The sequence below is a fragment of the Halomicrococcus pelagicus genome (assembly GCF_050954125.1).
In genome coordinates, this window is record NZ_JBPBWC010000001.1 from 286,174 (window position 1) to 309,197 (window position 23,024).

Consider the following 23,024-nt stretch of genomic DNA (forward strand, 5'->3'; position numbering starts at 1 on the left):
CACCGCGTCGACCCATTCCGTGGCCTCGAAGCCGAATCGGGAACGCGGCGAATCTACGCCACGTCGACCTATTCACCGTCTCCGAAGCCGAATCGGGAGCGTAGCAACCCTACGCCACGTCGACCCATTCGGCTTCGGCGTCGCTCCGCTGTATCGCGTCCAGCACGCGCTGGACCGCCGCGCCGTCCTCGAAGTTGGGGTGGTACTCCTCGCCGGACTCGACCGCCGAGAGGAACTCGTAGTCCTCGTGGACGAACGTGTGCTCCCAGCCGAGGACGTGGCCGGGGGGCCACCAGTGGTCGACGTAGGGGTCGTCGGCGTCGGTCACGAGAACGGTCTCGTACCCCCGGCTGTCCTCGCGCAGGACCTCGAGTTCGTTCATGCGTTCGAGCGAGAACTTCAGGCTCCCCTTCGAGCCGTGGACCTCGACGGTGTGGTCGTTCTTGTGGCCCGTCGCGAAGCGGGAGGCCTCGAAGGTCGCCATCGCGCCGTCCTCCAGTTCCGCCTGCGCGGAGTAGGCGTCGTCGACGGTGACGGGTCGCGTCTCGTCCTCTCCCTCGACGGGGCGCTCGTCGACGAACGTCTGGCAGTGGCCGGAGACGCGCTCGACGTTTCCGACGAGGAAGCGCGCCAGGTCGATGGTGTGCGCGCCGAGGTCGCCGAGCGCGCCGCTGCCCGCCATCTCCTCGGAGTTGCGCCACGACCACGGCGCGTCCGGGTCGGCGAGCCAGTCCTGGAGGTAGCGCCCGCGGAAGTGACGGATTTCGCCCAGCTCGCCGTCGTCGATGAGGTTCTTCGCGTACCGGAGCGCCGGGACGTACCGGTAGTTGAACGCCGTGGCGGTGGGGACGCCGGCGTCCGCGGCGGCGTCGGCCATCCGCTCCGCGCTCGCCAGGTCGTTCGCCAGCGGCTTCTCGCTCAGTACGGGGACGCCGCGTTCCAGCGCCGCGATGGAGGGCTCGGCGTGGACGTGGTTCGGTCCGAGGTTGTAGAAGACGTCCACGTCGTCGATGGCCGACTCCCAGTCGGTGCTCGTGGTTTCGAAGCCGAGGCGGTCGGCCGCGTCCGCGAGCGCCTCCTCGTCGCGGCCGACGAGGACGTGGCGCTCCACGTCCGGCGCGTCGGGGAAGAACATCGGGAGCCGCGCCATCGCGTTCGCGTGTGCTTTGCCCATGAACCGGTAGCCGAGAACGCCGACTCGTAGCGTCATGTTCTCCCCTTGCTCGGGCAGGGGCTTAGTGTTTTGAGGCTGCGGCAGGTCGTCGTGGTACCCGAAGAACGTCGGTCGGCCGCGAGTCCGGCGTCGACCGCGAGTCCAGCGCGGTTCGCCAGGCTCGACGTCGCCCGAGAACCAGCTTTGTCGTCGAGTTCGGCGTCGTTCGGCCTAGCCGCGCATGAAGTCCGAGAGGCGCTTGGCGAGCCCTTCGTCCTCGCCGAGACGGAGGTAGTAGGCGTCGCCGCCGTCCTCGTAGTAGTTGCCGATGCGACGCTCGACGCCGAAGCCGAGATGTCGGTAGAACTGCAGGGCGTTCTCGTTGCTCGCGCGGGCGTGGCAGGTCACCGAGGAGTGGTTGTCGGCGACCCGGGCGACGAGACGCTCGCCGAACCCTTCGCCGCGGAACTCCTCGTCGACCGCCAGAAAGAGGATGTAGCCGTCGCGGCGGGCCGCGGCGAACCCGATGAGCCGGTCCTGGTCGCCCTCGGCCACGTAGAGATAGACCGTCGAACGGCGGTACGCGTCGGTGAAGAACCCGCGGCGCTGCTTGAGCACACCGTCGCGCGCGCGGATGCGCTCTTTGAGCCGCCAGGCCTCCTCGACGTAGCGGTTATCGCCGGGGCCGACGACCCGCATGTCGACGTTTACGCTCACTGGGAGTGAGTAGCAGACTGGTCAATATAATTCCACCGGCATACGGTCACAACGGTCGGAGACTCCTCGATGGCTCGCCGGTCGAGCGCGGTCGAACTCTCGTCGCCGTCGTGGCGGAACGACCCGTTCACCGCAGGGACGGACGCGAGGTCGACTCCGAACTTCCGCGACCGGGGCGATTAAGCCATCGGAACGACGACATTCCAGTATGCCAACGGTACGGGATGTTCGGGAGATGGCAGGCGAGGAGACGATAACGATGCTGACCGCCTACGACGCGCCGACCGCGGAGATCGTCGACGAGGCCGGTGTCGACGTGATTCTCGTCGGTGACAGCGTGGGGAACACCGCGCTGGGCTACGACTCGACGTTGCCGGTCACCGTCGACGAAATCGCGAGCCACACCGGTGCGGTCGTCCGCGGCACCGACGACGCCCTGGTCGTCGCCGACCTCCCGTTCCTCAGTTTCGGGTACGACGAGACGGCGGCGGTCGAGAACGCGGGCCGGATGCTGAAGGAGGAGGGAGCGAGCGCGGTGAAGATAGAGAGCGGCGAACACACCGTCGAACTGACGGAGACGCTGACCCGGGTCGGCATCCCGGTGATGGCGCACCTCGGACTGACGCCCCAGCACGTCAACCGCGAGGGGTACGCACGCCAGGGGACGACCGAGGAGTCCGCCGAGGAGATGCTCGACCTCGCTCGCGCCCACGAGGACGCCGGCGCGTTCGCGCTCGTGCTCGAACACGTCCCCGCGAACCTCGCGGGAACGATAACGGAGGAGCTGACCATTCCGACCATCGGCATCGGTGCCGGCCCGGAGACGGACGGGCAGGTGCTGGTGATAGACGACGCCGTCGGGTTGGGCGATTGGTCGCCGTCGTTCTCGAAGCAGTTCGGCGACGTGCGGGGCGAGATGGAGCGAGCGGTGTCGCGGTTCCGGGACGCCGTCGAATCCGGCGAGTTCCCGGCCGACGAACACAGTCACGTCGAAGAGACCGTCGACGACGTGTACTGACCGCCCGGTGGAAGCGCTGGCGCACCCGGCGCGGCGTCGTCACCGCACGTCGTCGAGGAAGTCGACCAGGGTCTCGTTGAACGCCTCGGGGCGTTCGAGCATCGCGAGGTGGGCGGCGTCCTCGATCTCGGCGTAGCGGCCGTCCTGAACGTTCTCGGCGAGGTACTCGTGGTACTTCGGGGGCGTCAGTTTGTCGTGTTCGCCGACGACGGCCAGCGTCGGGGCGGCGATGTCGTCGAGTTCGTCGCGAACGTCGAACGTGTGGCAGGAACGAAAGTCGCGCCGGGTGACCCGCTGACCGACTTCGCGCATGTTCTCCTTCGAGAGGTCGACGTAGCGGTCGTCGGGGTCATGGAACAGGCGATCCTCGCCGTGTAGGAACTCGATGGCGCGGTCGAAATCGCCGACGGCACCGCTGTCGAGGTCGTCCTCGTCGACGTTCGTGTTCCCTCCATCGAGCCAGACGAGCAGGTCGTCGAGCACGGAGAGTTTCGCGCCGCTGCCCACGAGCACGAGCGCGTCCGGGTCGAACGACCGTTCCAGCACGACATGCATTGCCACCGCGCCGCCCAGCGAGTTACCGACGAGCGTCGTGGCGTCCGTTTCGCGGGCGACCGCGAGCACGTCGTCGGCGTAGGCCGACAGCGTCCCCCATCCGAGGTCGGTTCCCGGCACGTCGTCGGAGTCGCCGTGACCGCTCAGGTCGACGGCGACGACGGGAACCGTCGAGGCGAGCCGTCCCAACTGTGCCTTCCAGACCTCGTGACTGCCGCCGCTGCCGTGGACGAACAGAACGGGGTCGCCGGTTGCTCCCCTGTCCGAACGCTGGTAGGCCGTCGTCCGTCCCTGATGTGTTACCGTCGCCATACGTCGGCTTCGCGGGCCGACGACATAAGGCTCCGGGAGGGGTCGTCCGTGAACTGCATTTCGACCCGTAATCGAGGAATCGCAGTACATGAGGGCCTTCTTTAGAGAAAGGTTTAAATACTAGAATGCCTAACGAAAGGTTAGGAAACAGATGTCGCTCGAACGAATATCACAGCGTGAGGAGAGTATCGCCCGCCGCTACGACTACGACGACGAGGAGCAGGTCATCGTCGCCGACTTCGGCACGGCGGAGGTGTCGGTCGACGTGCTCGACGACGTCGCCATCGTGGTCGTCGAGGGCGAGGAGAACTACCAGACAGAGCTAGAACTGCCGGAGGGCGAGGCGCAAGCGTTTATCAACAATGGCGTCCTCACTATCGAGGTGGGACGATGAAACTTACCGTCAAGCCACTCAAGCAGAAGGACGCGGGCCGTGGACTCGCCGCCGTCGACCGACGCTCCATGGAGGAACTGGGCGTCGAGAACGGTGACTACATAGTCATCGAGGGGCGCGGACAGGGACGTGCCGTGGCGCGAGTCTGGCCCGGCTATCCCGAGGACGAGGGTCGCGGTATCGTCCGCATCGACGGGAAGCTCCGTCAGGAGGCCGGCGTCGGCATCGACGACAAGGTCTCCATCGAGAAGGCCGACGTGAAACCGGCCAACCGCGTCACCATCGCGCTCCCGCAGAACCTCCAGATTCGCGGGAACATCGCGCCGCACATCCGCGACAAGCTGAGTGGCCAGGCCATCACGCAGGGTCAGGCCATCCCGTTCGGCTTCGGCCTGATGGGGATGGGGTCGGGGCAGTCGATCCCGCTGAAGGTCGCCAGCACGGACCCCGACGGGACGGTCGTCGTCACCGACTCGACGGACATCCAGATCAGCGAGCGCCCCGCGGAGGAGATAGCCGCGGGCACGGCCGGCGGCGACGGCGCACGCCCCGACGTTGCCTACGAGGACATCGGTGGCCTCGAAAGCGAACTGGAGCAGGTCCGGGAGATGATCGAACTGCCGATGCGTCACCCCGAGCTGTTCCAGCGCCTCGGCATCGAGCCGCCGAAGGGCGTCCTGCTGCACGGGCCGCCCGGCACGGGGAAGACGCTGATGGCGAAGGCCGTCGCCAACGAGATCGACGCGCACTTCCAGACCATCTCCGGCCCCGAGATCATGTCGAAGTACTACGGGGAGAGCGAGGAGAAGCTGCGCGAGGTGTTCGAGGACGCCGAGCAGAACGCGCCGGCCATCATCTTCATCGACGAACTCGACTCCATCGCACCCCAGCGCGAGGAGGCCGGCGGTGACGTCGAGCGCCGCGTCGTCGCCCAGCTCCTCAGCCTGATGGACGGCCTCGAAGAGCGCGGCGAGGTGACGGTCATCGCGGCGACGAACCGCGTCGACGCCGTCGACCCCGCGCTACGCCGTCCCGGTCGGTTCGACCGCGAGATAGAGATCGGCGTCCCCGACCGCGAGGGCCGTCTGGAAATCCTGCAGGTCCACACCCGCGGGATGCCGCTGTCCGACAGCATCGAACTGGAGGAGTACGCCGACAACACCCACGGGTTCGTCGGTGCCGACCTCGAATCGCTGGCCAAGGAGTCGGCGATGAACGCGCTCCGGCGCATCCGCCCCGAAATCGACCTCGAATCCGAGGAGATTCCGGCGGACGTGCTCGACTCCCTGCAGGTCACCGAGACGGACTTCAAGGAGGCGCTGAAGGGTATCGAACCCTCCGCGCTCCGCGAGGTGTTCGTCGAGGTCCCCGACGTCACCTGGAACGACGTCGGCGGACTCGAGGACACGAAAGAGCGGCTCCGCGAGACCATCCAGTGGCCGCTCGACTACCCCGAGGTGTTCGAGGAACTCGACATGGAGGCCGCCAAGGGCGTCCTGATGTACGGCCCGCCCGGCACTGGGAAGACCCTGATGGCGAAGGCCGTCGCCAACGAGAGCGACAGCAACTTCATCTCGATCAAGGGCCCCGAACTCCTCTCGAAGTGGGTCGGCGAGTCCGAGAAAGGGGTCCGCGAAGTGTTCAGCAAGGCCCGCGAGAACGCCCCCACTGTGGTGTTCTTCGACGAGATCGACTCCATCGCCACCGAGCGCGGGAGCGGCCAGGGCGGCGGCTCGCAGGTCGGCGAACGCGTCGTCTCCCAGCTGCTGACCGAACTCGACGGACTCGAAGAGCTCGAGGACGTCGTCGTCATCGCCACCTCGAACCGGCCAGACCTCATCGACTCCGCGCTGCTGCGCCCCGGTCGCCTGGACCGTCACGTCCACGTCCCCGTGCCCGACGAGACGGCGCGCCGCGCCATCTTCGAGGTCCACACCCGCGACAAGCCGCTCGCAGACGACGTCGACCTCGACAGCCTCGCCAGCGACACCGAGGGCTACGTCGGCGCCGACATCGAGGCGGTCTGCCGCGAGGCAGCGATGGCCGCCAGCAGGGAGTTCGTCAACAGCGTCTCCCCCGAGGAAATCGGCGAGAGCGTCGGTAACGTCCGCATCAAGGCCGAGCACTTCGAACAGGCGCTCGACGAGGTGACCCCGAGCGTCACCGACGAGACCCGCGAGCGCTACGACCAGATCGAAGAGCAGTTCGACACCGCAGAACCGGACGAGCAGCGCGCGACCGGCGGCGCGTTCCAGTAGGAACCGCCGTCGCTGCGGTTACCGACGTTCCTCCGTCGTTCGCTACGACAGTTGGTTTCGTTCGCCTTTTTCGCGTCCTTCGCTCCTTTCGCTTCGTCGCTAGACCCCGCTCAGTCGCCCCTTTCGTCTCCTGTCGTCACCGTCGCGGTGGGACTCCGCCGGGTCAGACGTCGAAGACGACGTACGCCCGCCACCCGTCCGGGGTCTCCTCGACGGCCATCTCGGAGTAGGTGACGGCTTTCACGTCGCGGGCCCCCAGTCCGGTCAGCGGGACGCCGCGCGCGCTACCGTCGAGGGTCCACTCGCCGTCCTCCTCGGCGACCGTCGCCTCGTTGTCCACGGGGAGGACGCCGCGGACGTCGCGCTGGTAAATGAGTTCGTCGAGATAGTCGAACATCAGCGCCTCCAGTCCCTCGGCGCGCACCGTCACGTCGAATCGCTCGCCCTCGTCGGGGACCTGGTCGCACATCGCGGCCGCCAGCCCGTCCGCGACGGCCGCGAAGACGGCGTCGAGGCTCTCAGCGGTCGCTTCGACCGCCACGTCGGCCGTGTGATCGCGCAAGGCGTAGCTCATCGCTCGGTGGTCGCCGCGGAGCGTCTTCAGTGTTGTCGGTCCGGGCAAGGAGCCGGCACCGGGGGCGACCCGGACCGACCTGGCAACGCTTAAGCGCCCCCGGAACCGGGTTCGAACCGTGCCCGAACCCGTCGAGACTCACGACCCGGAGGGCGTCGACTTCGGGTGGGTGATGCAGACGACCTTCGTCCTCTCCATCGTCGTCGGCGCGCCCGTCGTCGCGCTCGTCGCGCTCGCGTCAGGCGTCACCCTGCCGACCTGGGGCGCTCGCGCGGAGTTCGCCATTCGGGTCGGAGCGGTCGTCTGGCTGGTCACCGCGCTGGCCGTCTACGGCTACGCGCGCCGCCAGCAGTAGGCGTGACGTCCACCTGCTCCCGAACGGTTGCCCTGAATCGCGCCTGGGAGCGATGTGGACGAAAAAGCTGGTTGTAGGTCCGCGACCGCTCCCGACTCACTTGCCGTCCCAGATGGGACGACTCGCTCCGTGCGGGAGTAGGATAACAGGCCGACATTCAAACGCGACAAAAAAGCGTGTGTCGGCCCGTGGAACTCTCCCGTCGAGCCAATAGGGGTGGGCACTCCGAATCACCGCCTGCGGAGACTGCGCTCCCTGCGCCGCCTCTCGCGGTGAAAAAGCGCGTCGCCGAACCAGGAAGCCCCACCCTCAGCGAGGCCATCAGGCCGAGCAGGGTGGGGTAGTTCACAGATACCCCATCAGTTTATGAGTAGAGTTACCGTTTCCCATTCGTATGGGGGAACTCGAAACTGAAGAACAAAAGTCACGGGCGGAGATCGCCACGTACCTTCGAAACTTGGCTGATCAACTCGACAGTGGGGACGACGTGTCGCTCGACCTCGGCGGAAAGCAAGTGATGCTGAACCCAGTTGACCCGGTCACGTTCAAACTGGAGGGAGAGTCCGACTGGGCTGAAGGCGACACGGAAGCGAAACAAAGCATCGAGTTCGAGTTAGTCTGGTGGCGTGACGCCCAAACAGCAGAAGAAGGGACGTTAGACGTCCAGGAGTAGCCGAGATTCACTCTCGGTTCGCGAGTGTCACGATGTCGTCTCGATAGCACAGCGATGTAGTCGGACCGCCTCGGGGTCGAGCCCCGGGGTGCTCGACCTGCTGCCGGGGCTTCACGTACCGCAGGGTTAGGACGTTTGCCGGCCTATGATACGACCTGTTCTAAGTATCGTTGGTGGTTAAAAATTCCACCCCTTCAGGGGTAGGTGGCGGTCAGACCCACTCGAACGCGACGCCGGCGCGCTCGGCGGTGAGTTCGTCACGGCGCGAGTCGCCGACGAAGACGGCGTCGCCGTCGACCCCGAGCGCGTCGAGCGTCGCCAGCAGCGGTTCGGGGTCAGGTTTGCGCGTCGCCACCGAATCGCGGCCGACCACCGCGCCCACCGACGACGCGAGGTCGTGCGTTTCGAGGCCGACCCGGCAGGCCGACTCGCAGTTCAGCGAGCAGACGCCGACGGGGACCGTCAGGTCGAGCAGTTCGTCGGCGCGTCGAAGTCGGGTCGAGTTCCGAGCGCCGTCGCACTCGTGGTCGCCGATGACCGCCTCCACCTCCGGGCGAAGGCCGGCCTCGTCGGCGAGGTCCAGCATCGACCAGAGGTCGGCATCGCTCGCGTCCACGCCGCCCTCTCCGAGAACGGCCGCGACTTCCTCGGCGACCGCGTCCCAGTCGACGACCAGGTCCACGAGCGTCCCGTCGAGGTCGTACACCACGGCCGAAACGTCGTCTCGCATCACGCCGGTCGATTGGCGGGCGCTGCGCAAAGGAACTTCGGTCCGAGTCCGGCCGGTGACGGAATGCGAGGGACGGTCCCCGCCCGTCGGTGTGGGAGGGCGTTACGCGACGGCGTCCTCGACTGCCGTCACGAACGCGGTCACGTCGGCGGCGGGGTCGACGGTGAAGAAGAGTCCCTCCTGGCCGACCAGCAGGCGGACGAGCACGACGGCGTCCATGTAGGTGACGAACGCACTCACCTCGCCGGCGGCGCGGAACACGTCCTCGAAGAGGTCCTTCTCCATGAAGTCGACGTGGACGTACGACAACACCTCCTCGAAGTGGTCCAGCATCTCCCGCTGCCCGTCGTACAGCGACAGGGTCTGCTCGGCGGCGTAGAGCGTATTGAAATCCTCGGCGTCGTACTCCACGCAGAGATAGACCGAGTCCCCCGCTTGCTCGCAAGCGGCAGCGAGCGCGGCGTCGGCGTCGAACGTGACAACGACGAGGGGTCAGATATCGTCATCGTGTCTGGGCTTCTTCCCTGAAAGCATAAAACTACTGAGGTAAATGCGCCTCGGACGTCGAGGAGAGAGGCTTAAGACGCCGCGGTGCGAACCAACGATACCATGATGGTCGGCCACGCCCTCCTGGCATTCACCATCGCCGCGCTCGCCGCGAACCGTCGCTGGTCCGGCCAGCGCGCGCTGGCGTTCGGCGTCGTCGCGGGAGCGTTCGCCGTCGTCCCCGACGTCGACATGACCTACGCGCTGGTCGGGGTGGCGCAGACCGGTTTCGGCGGCGTCTGGACGATGACCGCCGCGTTCTGGGGGAGCTCCCACCTCGTCCACCGCGTGGTCACCCACTCGCTCGTCGTCGGGTCGGTCGCCGCCGTCGCGTTCACATGGTCGACCCGCGACCGACTCCGGAAGGTGGGGAGCGCCGCCGCGCTGGCCGCGCTGGTCGCCGTCGCGTTCGTCGAGAGCGGCCTGCTCGGCGCGAGCGTCATGCTGGTGTTCGCCGTCGCGGGCGTCGTCGTCGCGGTCGTCGCGGCCCGGCGCACCGACCTCGGTCCGCGAGCGCTGTTCGTCGCCGCGGCGTTCGGCCTGCTCTCGCATCCGTTCGGCGACGTGTTCACCGGTTCCCCGCCGCAGTTCCTCTATCCGTTCGACGTCGCCGTTCTCGCGGGACGGGTTCACCTGTTCGCGGACCCGACGCTGAACCTCGTGGCCGTCTTCGGCCTCGAACTGGCGACGGGGTGGCTCGCGGCGGTGACGTTCCTGCATCTGCGGGACGAGCGCCTGCGCGACCACGTGCACCCACGGGCCGCGCTCGGAGCCGGATACGCCATCGCCGCGCTGTTGCTCCCCGCGCCCACCATGGCGGTGTCGTACCACTTCGTGTTCTCCATCCTCGCGATGGGGTTCGTCGGCGTCGCTCCGCGACTGCATCCCCGATCCCAGTTCCGCCCGTCGAGAGACCCCCGCGTCTGGCTCTCGACCGGACTGGCGGCCGTGACGGTGGCGACGCTCGCGTACACCGGGGCCTTCCTGCTCGCCTAACTGTCGGACCCCCGACTCCGCGCAACCGTCAAGCGTTCTATCCGTTGCGTAGGTTTTTGTACGGTCGACCGCCTACGAAAGAGTATGGCGAGACGCACCGACCGGCTCGGGGGAGTCCTCGAAGACGAGCGAGTCAACGCCGGTCTCGCGTGGCTGCTCGTGGGATTCCTGCTGGTCGTGGTCGTCGAGAACTTGCTGGACGGCGACGTGCTCTGGGCGGGGTTCGCCGCCTTCGTCGCCGTGGTGACGGTTGTGCCGTCGGCGGCGTACCGCGATGGGGACGTGATGTTGCCCTGGGAGGTGCTCGTGCTCGCTGCACTGCCGATTCTCGCGAAGTCGCTCGCGACCTGGGTGTACAGCCTGCGGGTGACGACCTACCTGTCGGTCGCCGCGCTGGCGCTCATCGTCGCCGTCGAACTGCACGCGTTCACGACGGTCCGGATGACCCACTGGTTCGCCATCCTCTTCGTCGTCGTCGCCACGACCGCGACGGCCGGCATCTGGGCGGTCGTCCAGTGGCTCTCCGACGGATTCCTCGGCACGGCGTTCATCCGCAGCGAGTACCTGCTGATGTGGGACTTCGTCTACGCGACGCTGGCCGGCGTGGTCGCCGGGGTCGTCTTCGAACTGTACTTCCGGCGCGTCGCGCCGGTCGAGCCCCGACTACCGGAGGGAAGGCACGAGCTATGAGGGTTCGCGACCGTCTCCGCGTCTCCGAGCGCCGCCAGCGCCAGATTACCCGCGCCATGGAACTGAGTCTTGTCGGCATCCTCTTCGTCGGCTTCGACCGCGGCAACCCCGGCATCGTCGTCAACGCCGGTCTCGCTTTCCTCGTCACGCTCGTCCCCGCAGTCCTCGAACGCGACTACGACATCCCGATGGACGCCGGGCTGACGCTGTGGATTACGGTGGCCGTCTTCCTTCACGCGCTCGGCACGCTCGGCCCCTACCAGAACGTCTGGTGGTACGACCACGTCACCCACGCGCTGTCGGCGTCGCTGATCGCCGCCGCGGGGTACGCGACCGTGCGCGCCATCGACGAGCACTACTCCGGCGTCGTCCTGCCGCCGCGGTTCGTCTTCGTCTTCATCCTCCTGTTCGTGGTCGCGTTCGGCGTCGTCTGGGAGGTCATCGAGTTCGCCATCGGTGGCATGGCGAGCGTGTTCGGCGGGAAGGCGGTGCTCACCCAGTACGGCCTGGAGGACACGATGAAGGACCTCCTGTTCAACACGGCCGGTGCGATTGTCACCGCTCTCTGGGGCACGGCGCACCTCAACGGCGTCGTCGGCGCGCTGACCGACCGTCTCGACGCGTCCGGTCGCTCCGCGGACTGACGCCCGCACCGGCCGTCTCGCCGGCCGAGAGGGGCCGGTGCGGACGAACGACGAGCGCTCTCGCTCTCCGAACCGCGCTCGTGGGCACCGGGCGCGCCGGAGCAGTCGCACCGGCGGTTCAAGGGGACGCCGCCCGAAACTGTCAGAAGGTTTTTGTTCGCCGCCGCGGTGGTCGGTGCCATGTTCCCCGAGCGCATCGAGACCGACCGGCTCGTCCTGGAGGCGCTTTCCCGCGAGAACGTGGACCTCTTCGAGTTCTATGGTCTCTGCTCCGTCGACGCGCCGCACATCGACGAGGTGACCGAACACCTCTCGTGGGACCCCCACCGGACGCCGAACGAGACGAGGGAGTTCGTCGACGCGATGGAGGAAAACCGCGCGAAGGGCGCGGGCGCTGAGTACGTCGTTCGCCCGGCGGCGGGCGAGGACGGTGCCGGCGAGATAGCGGGTGCGACGGGGCTGAACGTCGACTGGGACCGCCGGACGGCAACGTTCGGGATGTGGCTCCGCAAGCGGTTCTGGGGCCGGGGCTACTCCGGCGAGCGCGCCGCCGCCCTGTTCGAGGTCGCCTTCGAGCGCCTCGACCTGGAGGTCGTCGCGGTCGAGCATCTCGACGGCAACGAGCAGTCGAAACGCGCCATCGAGAAGTACGTCGAGCGATTCGGCGGTCAGTACGACGGTCTGTTGCGAAACTGGCAACCGGACGCCGACGAGGTCCGGGATTCGCATCGCTACACGGTCAGGCGAGAACAGTGGAAACGGAACCGCGACGAGACAGAAATCGCGTCGTTCGGTTAGTTCACGGTCACCGTGCCGTCGCCGTCCACGACTATCTGCCGTCCGGCGAACCGAAACGTTATCCGGAGGTCGTCACCGCCGCGTCGGACCAACGCGTTGAGCGCGTCGGGTTCGACGCTGTCGTACAGCGGCGGCAGTTCGTTCACCGAGGCGTCGTTGCGCTCGGCGACGGTCTGGACGACTGTGTAACTGACCGGCTCCTCTCGGCAAGTTCGCCGGTTCGAGCGAGTCTTCGTTAGCATCGTCGTGTGTTCTATCTTCCTCTCGGGGCCGGACGCCCCTGACCCCGTCGCCTATCAGGAAAGGTCCGTCCCCTCACTGGGCGGTCGCTCGGCTATCCGCGTCGAACATCGTCGTGAGTAGCTTCTCCACCCCGGTCCAGAGGTGCTGGCTGAACGTCGGTTGCGAGACGTCGAGTACGTCGGCGCACTCGGCGGCGGTGCTCTCTCGCGGCCACGAGAAGTAGCCGAACTGTAACGCCGTCGTGACCGCCTGTCGCTGTCTGTCCGTCAACTCCGCCTCGAGACGGACGGAACGTTCGCTCTCGGCGACCGCCGGCAGGCCATCGGCGAACGTGTGCTTGGCGACGAGGTGGGAGTCGGGGTGACAGTCCGTGAACGTCTCGACGACGGTACGCACGTCGCCGTACGGCGGTACGTCGGCCACGATGGTAGCGACGCCGTCGACGGCTTCGGCTCGCTTTATGACGGCGACGGTGTCCGCCAGCGTCGCGGCAACGCAGCGACCCGTGACGACGGCCGCCAGGAGGTGCTCGTCGTCGCTCTGCTCCACCACCCGCGCTTCTCTCACCGACGCGTACTCGTCCGCGACGTGGAGGAGTCGCTCGCGCGACGCCCCCCGGACGCGGAAGAACTCGAGGCGGTTCCCGTCCGTTCGCTGTATCGTCTCCCGCCCGACGATACGACAGTCCGCTCGCTCCGACGCCGCGACGAAGAAACACCCCTGGTCCTCCACCGAGAACTCGAGCTCGACCGTCGTGCCGTCCTGTTGCTCGGTCATCGTACGTTGAAGGGACCGGTGACGGATAGGCGTTGTTTGGTGGCCGTCAGCACAGTACAGAGGAAATTCAGCCGTAACGGCGTTCTGAGCGGCGTCCGCGTCGGCGGTCGCGGTCGACGTCCGACCACTGTCAGAAGACTTTTGTTTTCAGCGGGGATGGTCGCGGTCATGTGCCCGGAGCGGGCCGAGACCCACCGTCCCGTCATCGAACCGTCCCGTCGTGGGACCGGCGGCGGCGGACCGCGCCGCGACGCGGACGCCCGAGAACAGCGGGAGCGTGAGCGATGACGGCCCTCGACGTTCACGAGGTTCGCCACCGGCTGAAGCTGAAGAAGGACGCCGGCCACACGAAACTGTTCGAGAACCGCGACAGCGTCGCCTGCCCGGCCTGCGGCGAACCGTTCGACGACCTGCTCGCGACCGACCGCCGCGAGTACTGCCTCGACCCGCCGGGGTCCGCGCGTCTCTGCGTCGTCCGCGAGGACGACCGCCTGCTCCTACTCACCCATCAATAGCCGCCCGTTCGCCGGTCGCTCATCGCGCGCTCGAAGTCGACCGCGACGTCCATCGCCGCTCCCCTCTGCCGCTACGCCGACTCCGAGAGGGTCACGTCGAGGCGGTCCTCGAGCGCCTCGACCAGCGACCCGCCGACGCCGGCGCGGTTCGCGCGGTTCTGTTCGACGGCGAGCAGTTTCTTCTCTGGAACGTCGAGTTCGTCCGCGAGTTCCTCGCGCTGGAGGCCGGCCTCCTGGCGCGCCTCGACCACCCGGTCACCGTAGTCGGAGACGAGATACGGCAGCGGGTCGTCGTCGTAGTCCGTTCCCTCCTTCTCCCAGTGGCTGGAATCGCCCTTCCGGGCGTCGTCCATCTTCGCCGTGTTCCGGGCGGCGCGGCGCGTCCGGTCCTGCTCGCCGCGACTACCGTCGTCGCGCTTCTTCTCGGTGCGAGCGGCGTCGTTGTGCGACGACGCACAGCTCGAGCAGACCGATAGCTGTGCGCCGGCAACGTTGGCCTCGGTCAGCGAGTCCGAGGACTGCCCGCAGAGTTCGCAGGCACCCCCGCTATCGCCGCCGGACGAATTCCCTGTCGAGTATTTGGCCATACACGTGTTACGTAGGGGCTCCATTTCAATATCGCGCTTGCGGTTCGGAGGACGACGCCGACGGTCGCACGGGCGGCCGACGGTTCCATCGAGGTCGGCCCGTGCCGGTCACGAGAACTCCGAGAGCGCGGTCTGGTCGCGCAACAGCGGACGGGCCTCGTACCCCCGCTTCTGGAGCGCGGCCGCGAACGACTCGTCGAACCCGTGGTGGGTGTAGACGGTCTCGGGGTCGACCGCTTCGACGACCGCGAGCAGTTCGTCGAAGTCGCAGTGGTCCGAGAGGGGAAAGGTGCGGTCGTACCCGCCGCGGTAGCGGAACGACTCGTCGACGGCCCAACCGGAGAAGCCGACCTTCAGGCCGCCGACGCGCTCGACCAGGTCGTCGACCCAGTCACTGCGAGCCTGGTTCGACGGGAGGACGACTATCTCGTCGCCAGCGAGGTCGCTCGCGTCGAACGGGTCGGCGTCGAAGGCGACGCCCGTCGCCGCTTCGATGGCGTCGTTGACCTCCCGGATGGCGTCGCTGGCGACGAGCGGGCGGTCCGTCGCCTGCCGGGCGAGTTTCTGGAGCTTCTGCGCCCGGCCGAGCGAGTAACCGAACAGGAAGAGCGGTTCGTCGTGGTCGGCCAGCCAGTCGCGTATCTCGCCTTCGAGCGCGGACTGCTCCGGGAAGCGGTACGCCGGGTCGCCGTAGGTGGTCTCCATCACGAGCACGTCGGCGGGGACCGGGTCGAATCCCGAGAGGTAGAGGCGGTCGCGCGTCGAGAAGTCGCCCGTGTAGAGAACGCTGCGGTCGCTGGTTTCGTCAGCCACCAGCGCGGCGCGCGACCCGACGACGTGACCCGCGGGGAGCAACTCGATTCCCGGCACCGAGTCCGTGAACTCGAACCGCGCGCCGGTTCGGGCTTCCACGAGTGCGGCGGTCGTCGCCGAACAACAGACGGTCGGCGGCGTCCGTCGGAACGTGTGGTCGGCGTGGGCGTGGCTCACCACGTTGACGTCGCCGACCGCGCTCCGGGCGTCCGCGACGACGGTGCCGATCGACCCGCCCGCCTCGACGTGGATGCCGTCCTTCCGTCGAATCACGGTCGACGTTGGGGCGGACGGAACGTGAGGGTTGCGCCGACCGCGCCGCCACGTCCCGGAGTGGCGACCCGGGACGCCGTCGGTGTGGGGCTACTCGTCGACGAGCGACGCGAAATCCTCGACGGGGATGATCTCCATCGTCTGCATGTCCAGCCCCTGGTTCTCTATCGCCATCGACGCCTTGAACGCCTCGTCTCGACCGGGGGCGTCCATGATGACCAGGAAGTCGTACTCGCCCAGAATGGCGTAGCTCTCTTGCAGGTCGGCGTCGTACTCCTCCAGCTCGGTGCGGAGGTCCCCCCAGATGGACGCCAGCTTCTGGACGTTCTGGACCGTTCCCCGGACTTTGACGAGCGAAACGTATTTCGACACGGTTGACGTGGAGACGACGCTGGACGCGAAAACCGTTTTGCACGACGCGATTACCTGTCTTTGGTCGACCACCCTCTCACTCGAACCGAAGCACGAGCCGCGCCGTCTCTCGACTGCGGACGGAGTCGGACGACGCGACCCCGCGATTTTTCCGCGTCGTCTCCGACCCGCTACGTATGGACAAACAGGACCTCCGCGAGCGAACCTGGGACGCCCTCGAAGCCGCCGGCGAGGCGCGATTTCCCTTCCCGCCGCACGGTCGAATCCCGAACTTCGCCGGGGCGGACGACGCCGCGGACCGCCTTGCGTCCCTGCCAGAGTGGGACGACGCGGACGTGCTGAAAGCCAACCCGGACGCGCCGCAACTGCCCGTCCGGCGGCGCGCGCTCCGCGAGGGGAAGGTCGTCTACATGGCCCAGCCGCGACTGCGCGACGAGCGCCCGTTCATGAAACTCGACCCGGCCGCGATACGGGACGCGGCGGCCGACCGCGACGTGGAGCCGTCGGCGGCGCTCGACGATGCGGCGACCGTGTCGAAGATGGACCGGTACGCCGACCCGGTCGGCCCGGACGAACTGCCGCACGTCGACCTCGTCGTCTCGGGCAGCGTCGCGGTCACCGAGACCGGGGCGCGCGTCGGCAAGGGCGAGGGGTACAGCGACCTCGAGTACGCGGTCCTCCGGGAACTCGGCGCGGTCGACGACGAGACGACGGTGGCGACGACGGTCCACGAACTCCAGGTGACAGACGACGCCTCTCCGGACGCCCACGACGTGCCGATGGACCTCGTCGTGACGCCGGAGCGCGTCGTCCGCACCGACACCGCCTTCGAGCGACCGGACGGGGTCGACTGGACGGCGCTGTCCGACGAGCGAATCGACGAGATTCCCGTCCTCGCTCGACTGCGGGATTGACCTCCTCCCCGCCCTGAAGGGCGAGGCTTTCGCCTCGAACTTTCCGTAATCCCGACAACCGCCGCGACCACCGCGGACGCGTCGATCGAGCGCCGAGAAACGCGCATTACTCCGAAATAGACAGCGAATAACGAACTGCGTCCCCGCCGTGGGACCGCTATGCGAGGCACTCCGTTCGCGGCGACCACCCTCGTCTCGCTCGTCGTCCTCGCCGCCCTAGCACCGGGCGCGGCGGGCGGCCAGGACGGCGGGGCGACGCGCATCGACTCCTGTACCACCATCGACGAACCGGGACGTTACCGACTCGCGAGCGACGTGCGCAACGCCAGCGTCGACACTTGCATCCGCGTCGGTGCCAGCGACGTGGTCCTCGACGGGGCGGGGCACGCGGTCGACGGCGTCGGAGCGTTCGGCTCCGCCGGCGTGCTCGTCACCGCGCGGGCGAACGTCACGGTCCGGAACGTGACCGCGACCGACTGGGACGACGGCGTGCGGTTCACCGGTATCCGCGACGCAACGGTCCGGAACACGACGACGGCGCGCAACCGGGTCGGACTCTCGCTCGTGTCGCTGCGCAACGGCACGGCCGTCGACAACGTCGCGCGGTCGAACGCGGTGGCGGGCGTCTTCCTCGTCGGCGCGAGTTCGAACAACGTCCTGCGGAACACGACCGCGGTCGGGAACGCGCTGGTCGGCGTCCAGCTCGTCGAGGCCAGCAACAACCGGCTCGTCGGAACGGTCGCCCGGGGCAACGAGTTCGGCGTCGCGCTGTTCGGCGCGTCCGACAACGCGATTCGGGAGAGCGTCGCCACCGAGAACCGCATCGCGGGCGTCTGGCTCTCGGGCGCGAGCGACAACCGCGTCCGCGGGAATCGCGTCTCGAACCGCTTCTACGGCGTCTACCTCGCGGACGACGCCGACAACAACTCGGTCGCGGACAACGTCGCGGTCGGGAACCCCGTCGGCGTCCGTCTGCGGTCGAGCGACGGCAACGAGGTTCTCCGAAACCGAATCGAGAACAGCAGCGACACGGGCATCCTGCTCATCTCCAGCGACGACAACCGCGTCGCCGGGAACCGCGGTTCGGACAACCGCCGCGACGTCGTCGTCTCGCCGTCCTCCTCGGGGAACGTCGTCGAGAACAACTCCCTGGGACAGCGCGGCGCCGGCGAACGAACCGCGCGGGCGTAACGATACGCCCCGTCAGGCGTACTCGCGGGCGAACACGTCCAGGACGGCCCGGAGGATTCCCAGCACAATGGGGCCGAAGAAGAGGCCCATGAACCCGAGCGCGTAGACCCCGCCGAAGATGCCGACAACGAGGATGGCGGGGTTCAGCCGCGCCTCGTGGGCGCTTATCATCGGACGGAGGTAGTTGTCCGAGAGGCTGACGACCGCCGTCCCGTAGACGAACAGGAACGCGGCGGCGACCGGTCGACCGACGACGAACAGGTAGACGGCCGCCGGGAACCAGACCACCGAGGCGCCGATCAGCGGGAGCAGCGAGAGCAACGTCGTCACGACCGTCAGAAAGACGACGCTGGGGACACCCGCGACGGCCAACCCGATGCCAGTGAGGACGCCCTGGACGAGCGCGACGAGCACGTTGCCGATCAGGACCGCCCACATCACGCGGTCCATCTCTTCGAAGAGTTCGTCCTGCACGTCTTCGGGCAGCGGCGCGACGTCCCGGACCCAGGCGAGGAACGCGTCGCCGTCCCTGAGGAGGTAGTAGACGACGAACGCGAGAATCGTCAGGCCGATGAAGGCGGTTGAGACGCCGCCGAACACGTCCAGCGCACGCCCGAACAGGGCGGAGCCGTCGCCGGCGGACCGCCGGAGGAACGCCCGTAGATCGATGGCTTCGAGGTCGACCGCGATGCCCGAGTACCGCTCGACGAACGCCTCGACCTCGGCGACCGCGAACTCCCCCCTCCGAATCGCCGACACCAGTTCGAACGCCTGGTCGGCGGCGACCACAAGCACGAGTGCGACGGGAACGACCACGACCAGCGTCGTCGCAATCATCAACGACAACGCCGACACCTGCTCGCCCACTCGCGACGCGAGCCGTCTGTGAACGGGCCAGAGGACGTACGTCAGCAGGACGCCGGCGAGGACGTACTGGAGGAACGGGCGGACGAGCAGGTAGGACAGGAGTCCGAACACCGCGGCTAGCACCAGCAAGAACGCCCTGTCGCGCTTCATGGCGGGCCGACGGTCCGGACCCGTATAAAACGGACCAACGCTCGAGAGGGAGACCCACGGTGGCGAGAGCGAGCGAGTGCGTCCGTTCGACGCCATCCCGTCCCCGCGGTCGCGGTGAACGGTTGGGGAAACGAGCGGTAAGCGGAGTCTACCGGCCCCGGTCGGTACTCAGGCCACCCCTAACTCCACGGGTGCAGTCGTCAGGCGGCGCATAACAAACTCCCTCCCCGGGTTTGGTGCTCTTGTATGTCGAGAGAAAACAACGAAGAAGAAAGTAACGTTAATCGCAGAAACTACCTCAAAGGACTTGCCGTCGCGGGCATCGGCGCTGGCGGCCTCTCGGCCGCTTCCTTCGGGACGCAGGCCCAACAGCAGGTCACGGCCGAGTTCTGTGGTGAGGCCCAGGGCGGTGCGCAAGAAGACCAGTGTATCAACTGTCTCCCCTGTGATGACCCGGAAGTGCTCGGAACGCCGACCGGACTCTCCGGGGACTGTTATACACCTCCAGACGGGATTCCTGAGGGGACCACGCACGTCACACTCAAGGCAGGTCAGGGATGTTACGTGGCGAGCGTGAGCGCAGACACCGAGACGATCTGTCTGCCCGACGAGAATCCGACGGAGGACCCGAACCTGTACGGCGAAATCAGCAACGCGACGTTCTACCGGTGCCCGCCGAACGGTGGCGAACCGGCCGTCGACCAGGTAACCGTCACCTGCGACTCCGTCACCATTGCCACGTCGAACATCCCCGAGGGTGCGACGCTGAACGTGACGGTGGCTTTCGAGGAGGGAGACCCGCTAGAGACCACCGCAGATGTCGACGAAAACGGCGTCGCGACGGTTCCCCTGCCCGGCGACCGGGACCCGACCCGCGTCACCATCACGTACCAGGGCGAGACACTGTTCGACGAAGAAGTGACCGCCGAGGACGCCCCGTGCAAGATACCGGAGTGTCCCCCGGGTCTCGACGTCAAGTACAAGTTCAAGGACTGCAAGTGGGTGCCGGTGTCCGGCGACCCGAACGGACTCGAGGTCGAGGGCGACCGACACGAGGCGACCATCTGCGCCGCGTTCCCGTTCGAAGTCGAGTACGCGACCCGGAAGAAGGGTCACAGCAAGCACGGCGGCAAGCACCATCACCATCACGACAAGAAGAAAGACCACCACGACGGCAAGAAGAAAGGCAAGCACCATCACGACGAGAAGAAGCACAAGCACCACCACGGCAAGAAGTGCGGCTGCAAGTGCGAGGTCCAGGACCCGGTCTCGGCCGAGTACGACGAGGAGTCCGGGAAGTACTGCGTCACGATTCCTACCGATGGCGACTCGTGCAAGAAAAAGAAGGAGAAGCTCTGCTGGTTCCGCGTGTACTGTCCTGACGACTCGGACGACTGCTGACTCCCCGTCGCACCGTCGCCCTTTTTCGAGCATCGCCGACGGCGACACCGCAGAGTCCGACGCGGGGACGCCGATCGACGCGGCGGAGGCAGAAGTTTTGGCGGTCGAACGCCTGCCGTCCGTATGGTATCCGCCGATACGAAAGTCAGGGCCGCGTTCGTCGTACTCGGGGTCGTCTGCTGGTACGGAACGATGCTCGTGACAGAGAATGCCGCGATTCAGTGGGCAGTGCTCATCGGCGTCGGGGTAATCGCTCCGACCGTCATCGCGGAGACCAGGTTGCGAGACGGCTGACGCTCCGCTTCGCTTCCGACGACCTATCGCCCGCGCGACGACGCCACGAGGCGGAACGACCGACTCGCGTTCGGAATCGTCCGTCGGCGACCGAGAATCGACGAGGGACGTCCGTTCCCTTCATTGTGACCATCCGCCCCCAACGCTTTTCCACAGTTCCGCTGTACAAACGACGTAGGTGGAACCATGAGTGGAATTTTATCAGACGACAGGGGAGAATCGAAGGCACAGTCGGTCGTCGACGCGGTGCCGGAATCGGTGTTCCGGATCCTGGAGGTGGCGACGGAGGGCGACGAGTTGGAGGACGGCGAAACCGTTCGCGCGTTCCTGCTCGTCGACATCGGCCAGGCGGTCCGGTACTTCCTCGGCCGAGACAGTCGGACGTCCAACGTCGCCGAGAAGACGGTCGAGAAGGCCCTCGAAGCGCGGTCGGACGAGGCAACGGTTAGCACCTCGCCGACCCAGGAGACCCGGGAGCGCCAGAGCGGGGGTACGCTCTCGAAGCTGCTTCTCGTCGGCGTCGTCGTCGGACTCGCCTACCTGCTGAAGTCGCGGTCGGGTTCGGTCGACGAGGCCGTCGGCAAGACGACCGAGCAGCTACACTCCGTCGCCGACAAGACCGCCGTGCGCTCGGGCGAGGTCGCCCAGCGGACGGAGGCCGTCGTCGGGCAAGCCGCCGAGGGAATTCAGGAAACGGGCGAGATGGCCGCCGACCAGGTCGAGACGGGGACCGAAGAGGCCGCAGACCGGGTCCGGGAGAGCGGCGAGACGGCCGCCGACCAGGTCCAGGAAGGCGGCCAGACGGCCGCCGACCAGATAGACGAAGCCGCCGAGACGGCGGAGGAAACCCAGGAGCAGCAGGGAGACGAGGGCGAAGAGGCGTCGAGCGAAGACGACGAGAACGACGACGAGGAGTAACGGCCACTCCCGTCGTCGACCGGCATGCGACCACTTTTGCGCCCCCGTCGACGACGTTCTCGATGTCCGTCGGCCCGCAGTACGGAATCTGCTCACGTGATTCGAGCACGTCGGCTGCCGACAGAGGAAAATGGTACTGTTCGGAGTTGAGAACGAGAGAACGGGGAAGTGCGCTGGCTGGGATTTGAACCCAGGTTGTGACCATGGCAAGGTCACGTGATACCACTACACTACCAGCGCCCTGCTGCACTCTCACGTTTTACCGACTGAAGTATAAGGCTTCCGGATGCAGCCGACTCCGGCTGTAAGTATCTCTCACGATTTCCCTAAGTTCGGACGGTTTCGGGCGTGTGAATACGTCACGCCCTCGAATCTGAAGCGGTGCCCTTTTAACCTTCAATCAGATACAATTCGTCACAGTCTAGTGGCGAGGCGTCGAAGCGTCACGGCATGACCGTCAGCGTACTCGTGCCGTCGTCCCTCGTCCGGGAAGCCGAAGACAAGCGCGAGGCAACTCGCAAGCTCGGCTACGTCGCCCGCGCGGCGACGGTGTTCCGGACGGACAACCTGTTCGTCTTCCCCGACCGGGAAGGCGAACGCAGGTGGGGCGGCGGGTTCGTCGAAACCGTACTGACGTACGCCGCAACGCCGCCCTATCTCCGAAAGGAGGTATTCGGCAAGCGGAACGAACTGGAGTACGCGGGCGTCCTGCCGCCGCTCCGCGCCACGGCACTGACCGGCTCCGAATCCGAGGGTTCGGGGTCGTTAAGACAGGGAATCGTGACCGAGGTCGGACCTGAAGGGCGCGTTCGGGTCAATTGCGGACTGCAACACCCGATCTCACTCGTCGCTCCGTCAGAAATGACGGTCGACGAGGGGGAGCGCGTTACCGTCAGGATCTCTTCGAGAAGTCCGGTCCGTGCGAAGCTGGTCGACGAGCCCCTCCCGGGGTTCGCAGTGAAGCGCATGGACCTCACGGCAGCGCTCGACCGCGACGATGCAGGCGTGACGGTCGCCACCTCGCGACACGGCGAAGAACTCACCGTGTCGCGACTGGCCGACCACGTCGTGCGCACCGAACGGGACGGGATGACTGTCGCGTTCGGGTCGCCCGGACGAGGGCTACCGGACATCCTCGGGGTAGACGCCGAGCGTCTCCCCGACGCGGTCGAATCCGGCGCACCCAGCCGGTTCGACCTCTGGCTGAACGCGGTTCCGAACCAGGGTAGCGAGGTCGTGCGAACGGAAGAAGCGATGTTCGCCGTCCTCGGCTGCCTGACCCTCAAACACGAGTGA

Annotated in this window: 27 protein-coding genes, 1 tRNA gene and 1 pseudogene; 16 read left to right on the forward strand and 13 right to left on the reverse strand. The window is 67.1% G+C overall.

Features of this window, described 5'->3' with window-relative positions; all coding sequences use genetic code 11:
* Positions 1 to 109: 109 nt before the first annotated feature.
* Positions 110 to 1,210: a Gfo/Idh/MocA family protein gene (locus ACRYA2_RS01510; protein ID WP_433623537.1), complete on the reverse strand. Its 1,101-nt coding sequence runs from the start codon at positions 1,208 to 1,210 to the stop codon at positions 110 to 112.
* A 174-nt stretch (positions 1,211 to 1,384) separates the two neighbouring features.
* Positions 1,385 to 1,870, reverse strand: a complete 486-nt coding sequence (locus ACRYA2_RS01515) for a GNAT family N-acetyltransferase (protein ID WP_433623539.1) — start codon at positions 1,868 to 1,870, stop codon at positions 1,385 to 1,387.
* 208 nt (positions 1,871 to 2,078) lie between these two features.
* On the opposite strand from ACRYA2_RS01515, the gene panB reads away from it, so the two are divergent.
* On the forward strand, positions 2,079 to 2,888 hold the full coding sequence (gene panB / locus ACRYA2_RS01520) for a 3-methyl-2-oxobutanoate hydroxymethyltransferase (RefSeq protein ID WP_433623541.1): 810 nt from the start codon (positions 2,079 to 2,081) through the stop codon (positions 2,886 to 2,888).
* 39 nt (positions 2,889 to 2,927) lie between these two features.
* Here the strand turns inward: panB and ACRYA2_RS01525 are convergent, their stop codons facing one another.
* Complete coding sequence (locus ACRYA2_RS01525) at positions 2,928 to 3,755, reverse strand: alpha/beta fold hydrolase (protein WP_433623543.1); 828 nt, start codon at positions 3,753 to 3,755, stop codon at positions 2,928 to 2,930.
* Positions 3,756 to 3,906: 151 nt separating this feature from the next.
* Between ACRYA2_RS01525 and ACRYA2_RS01530 the strand changes: the two genes are divergently transcribed.
* Both ACRYA2_RS01530 and ACRYA2_RS01535 read left to right on the forward strand, forming a co-directional pair.
* Positions 3,907 to 4,149, forward strand: a complete 243-nt coding sequence (locus ACRYA2_RS01530; protein WP_433623545.1) for a DUF7127 family protein — start codon at positions 3,907 to 3,909, stop codon at positions 4,147 to 4,149.
* Entirely contained in the window at positions 4,146 to 6,407 is a 2,262-nt protein-coding gene (locus tag ACRYA2_RS01535) for a CDC48 family AAA ATPase (RefSeq protein ID WP_433623547.1), read from the forward strand. Before ACRYA2_RS01530 ends, ACRYA2_RS01535 begins: the two co-directional genes overlap by 4 nt.
* Positions 6,408 to 6,570: 163 nt before the next feature.
* Here the strand turns inward: ACRYA2_RS01535 and ACRYA2_RS01540 are convergent, their stop codons facing one another.
* Positions 6,571 to 6,981 carry an archease gene (locus tag ACRYA2_RS01540; protein WP_433623549.1) on the reverse strand — a complete coding sequence of 137 codons (411 nt, stop codon included), beginning with the start codon at positions 6,979 to 6,981 and terminating at the stop codon, positions 6,571 to 6,573.
* 118 nt (positions 6,982 to 7,099) lie between these two features.
* Between ACRYA2_RS01540 and ACRYA2_RS01545 the strand changes: the two genes are divergently transcribed.
* Both ACRYA2_RS01545 and ACRYA2_RS01550 read left to right on the forward strand, forming a co-directional pair.
* On the forward strand, positions 7,100 to 7,336 hold the full coding sequence (locus ACRYA2_RS01545; RefSeq protein WP_433623551.1) for a DUF5822 domain-containing protein: 237 nt from the start codon (positions 7,100 to 7,102) through the stop codon (positions 7,334 to 7,336).
* Between the two features lie 394 nt (positions 7,337 to 7,730).
* Positions 7,731 to 8,009 carry an amphi-Trp domain-containing protein gene (locus ACRYA2_RS01550; RefSeq protein WP_433623553.1) on the forward strand — a complete coding sequence of 93 codons (279 nt, stop codon included), beginning with the start codon at positions 7,731 to 7,733 and terminating at the stop codon, positions 8,007 to 8,009.
* 211 nt (positions 8,010 to 8,220) lie between these two features.
* Here the strand turns inward: ACRYA2_RS01550 and ACRYA2_RS01555 are convergent, their stop codons facing one another.
* Positions 8,221 to 8,739 (reverse strand): HAD family hydrolase, encoded by a 519-nt coding sequence (locus ACRYA2_RS01555; RefSeq protein WP_433623555.1) that lies wholly within the window; start codon positions 8,737 to 8,739, stop codon positions 8,221 to 8,223.
* A 102-nt stretch (positions 8,740 to 8,841) separates the two neighbouring features.
* Positions 8,842 to 9,183: pseudogene (locus ACRYA2_RS01560) on the reverse strand (DUF7522 family protein); the annotation flags it as partial.
* Between the two features lie 168 nt (positions 9,184 to 9,351).
* On the opposite strand from ACRYA2_RS01560, the gene ACRYA2_RS01565 reads away from it, so the two are divergent.
* The 4 genes from ACRYA2_RS01565 (at position 9,352) to ACRYA2_RS01580 (ending at position 12,413) form a co-directional block, all read left to right on the forward strand.
* Positions 9,352 to 10,281: a metal-dependent hydrolase gene (locus ACRYA2_RS01565; protein ID WP_433623559.1), complete on the forward strand. Its 930-nt coding sequence runs from the start codon at positions 9,352 to 9,354 to the stop codon at positions 10,279 to 10,281.
* An 84-nt stretch (positions 10,282 to 10,365) separates the two neighbouring features.
* A complete protein-coding gene (locus tag ACRYA2_RS01570) occupies positions 10,366 to 10,971 on the forward strand; it encodes a hypothetical protein (RefSeq protein WP_433623561.1) in 606 nt (201 codons plus the stop codon).
* Positions 10,968 to 11,615 carry a DUF2238 domain-containing protein gene (locus ACRYA2_RS01575; RefSeq protein ID WP_433623563.1) on the forward strand — a complete coding sequence of 216 codons (648 nt, stop codon included), beginning with the start codon at positions 10,968 to 10,970 and terminating at the stop codon, positions 11,613 to 11,615. Before ACRYA2_RS01570 ends, ACRYA2_RS01575 begins: the two co-directional genes overlap by 4 nt.
* A 180-nt stretch (positions 11,616 to 11,795) precedes the next feature.
* Positions 11,796 to 12,413 carry a GNAT family N-acetyltransferase gene (locus ACRYA2_RS01580; RefSeq protein ID WP_433623565.1) on the forward strand — a complete coding sequence of 206 codons (618 nt, stop codon included), beginning with the start codon at positions 11,796 to 11,798 and terminating at the stop codon, positions 12,411 to 12,413.
* On the opposite strand, the gene ACRYA2_RS01585 is transcribed toward ACRYA2_RS01580, so the two are convergent.
* Together ACRYA2_RS01585 and ACRYA2_RS01590 are read right to left on the reverse strand one after the other, a co-directional pair.
* Positions 12,410 to 12,655: a HalOD1 output domain-containing protein gene (locus ACRYA2_RS01585; protein WP_433623567.1), complete on the reverse strand. Its 246-nt coding sequence runs from the start codon at positions 12,653 to 12,655 to the stop codon at positions 12,410 to 12,412. The genes ACRYA2_RS01580 and ACRYA2_RS01585 overlap by 4 nt on opposite strands.
* 73 nt (positions 12,656 to 12,728) lie before the next feature.
* Entirely contained in the window at positions 12,729 to 13,433 is a 705-nt protein-coding gene (locus ACRYA2_RS01590) for a bacterio-opsin activator domain-containing protein (protein WP_433623569.1), read from the reverse strand.
* Positions 13,434 to 13,717: 284 nt separating this feature from the next.
* On the opposite strand from ACRYA2_RS01590, the gene ACRYA2_RS01595 reads away from it, so the two are divergent.
* On the forward strand, positions 13,718 to 13,948 hold the full coding sequence (locus ACRYA2_RS01595) for a DUF7385 family protein (protein WP_433623571.1): 231 nt from the start codon (positions 13,718 to 13,720) through the stop codon (positions 13,946 to 13,948).
* A gap of 71 nt (positions 13,949 to 14,019) precedes the next feature.
* Here ACRYA2_RS01595 and ACRYA2_RS01600 read toward each other — a convergent pair whose 3' ends face one another.
* The 3 genes from ACRYA2_RS01600 to ACRYA2_RS01610 all read right to left on the reverse strand — a co-directional run bounded on the left by ACRYA2_RS01600 (position 14,020) and on the right by ACRYA2_RS01610 (position 15,993).
* Complete coding sequence (locus ACRYA2_RS01600; RefSeq protein ID WP_433623573.1) at positions 14,020 to 14,535, reverse strand: helix-turn-helix domain-containing protein; 516 nt, start codon at positions 14,533 to 14,535, stop codon at positions 14,020 to 14,022.
* A 108-nt stretch (positions 14,536 to 14,643) separates the two neighbouring features.
* Complete coding sequence (locus tag ACRYA2_RS01605; RefSeq protein ID WP_433623575.1) at positions 14,644 to 15,621, reverse strand: mRNA cleavage and polyadenylation specificity factor-like protein; 978 nt, start codon at positions 15,619 to 15,621, stop codon at positions 14,644 to 14,646.
* Between the two features lie 90 nt (positions 15,622 to 15,711).
* Entirely contained in the window at positions 15,712 to 15,993 is a 282-nt protein-coding gene (locus tag ACRYA2_RS01610) for a GYD domain-containing protein (protein WP_433623577.1), read from the reverse strand.
* Positions 15,994 to 16,169: 176 nt separating this feature from the next.
* Here ACRYA2_RS01610 and ACRYA2_RS01615 point away from each other — a divergent pair, with 176 nt between their 5' ends.
* Together ACRYA2_RS01615 and ACRYA2_RS01620 are read left to right on the forward strand one after the other, a co-directional pair.
* The gene (locus ACRYA2_RS01615; protein WP_433623579.1) at positions 16,170 to 16,907 is read left to right on the forward strand and encodes a 5-formyltetrahydrofolate cyclo-ligase; all 738 of its coding nucleotides are present in this window, start codon (positions 16,170 to 16,172) and stop codon (positions 16,905 to 16,907) included.
* A 159-nt stretch (positions 16,908 to 17,066) separates the two neighbouring features.
* Positions 17,067 to 18,098 carry a right-handed parallel beta-helix repeat-containing protein gene (locus ACRYA2_RS01620; RefSeq protein ID WP_433623581.1) on the forward strand — a complete coding sequence of 344 codons (1,032 nt, stop codon included), beginning with the start codon at positions 17,067 to 17,069 and terminating at the stop codon, positions 18,096 to 18,098.
* Positions 18,099 to 18,110: 12 nt separating this feature from the next.
* Here the strand turns inward: ACRYA2_RS01620 and ACRYA2_RS01625 are convergent, their stop codons facing one another.
* Positions 18,111 to 19,115 (reverse strand): AI-2E family transporter, encoded by a 1,005-nt coding sequence (locus ACRYA2_RS01625; protein WP_433623583.1) that lies wholly within the window; start codon positions 19,113 to 19,115, stop codon positions 18,111 to 18,113.
* A 246-nt stretch (positions 19,116 to 19,361) separates the two neighbouring features.
* Between ACRYA2_RS01625 and ACRYA2_RS01630 the strand changes: the two genes are divergently transcribed.
* The 3 genes from ACRYA2_RS01630 (at position 19,362) to ACRYA2_RS01640 (ending at position 21,728) form a co-directional block, all read left to right on the forward strand.
* On the forward strand, positions 19,362 to 20,516 hold the full coding sequence (locus tag ACRYA2_RS01630) for a hypothetical protein (RefSeq protein ID WP_433623585.1): 1,155 nt from the start codon (positions 19,362 to 19,364) through the stop codon (positions 20,514 to 20,516).
* Positions 20,517 to 20,639: 123 nt separating this feature from the next.
* Positions 20,640 to 20,810 (forward strand): DUF7987 family protein, encoded by a 171-nt coding sequence (locus ACRYA2_RS01635; RefSeq protein WP_433623587.1) that lies wholly within the window; start codon positions 20,640 to 20,642, stop codon positions 20,808 to 20,810.
* Positions 20,811 to 20,996: 186 nt separating this feature from the next.
* Positions 20,997 to 21,728, forward strand: coding sequence for a hypothetical protein (locus tag ACRYA2_RS01640; protein WP_433623589.1), 732 nt, complete (start codon positions 20,997 to 20,999; stop codon positions 21,726 to 21,728).
* A gap of 169 nt (positions 21,729 to 21,897) precedes the next feature.
* On the opposite strand, the gene ACRYA2_RS01645 is transcribed toward ACRYA2_RS01640, so the two are convergent.
* A tRNA-Gly gene (locus ACRYA2_RS01645) sits at positions 21,898 to 21,968 on the reverse strand.
* A 210-nt stretch (positions 21,969 to 22,178) separates the two neighbouring features.
* Here ACRYA2_RS01645 and ACRYA2_RS01650 point away from each other — a divergent pair.
* Positions 22,179 to 23,024: a putative RNA uridine N3 methyltransferase gene (locus tag ACRYA2_RS01650; protein WP_433623591.1), complete on the forward strand. Its 846-nt coding sequence runs from the start codon at positions 22,179 to 22,181 to the stop codon at positions 23,022 to 23,024.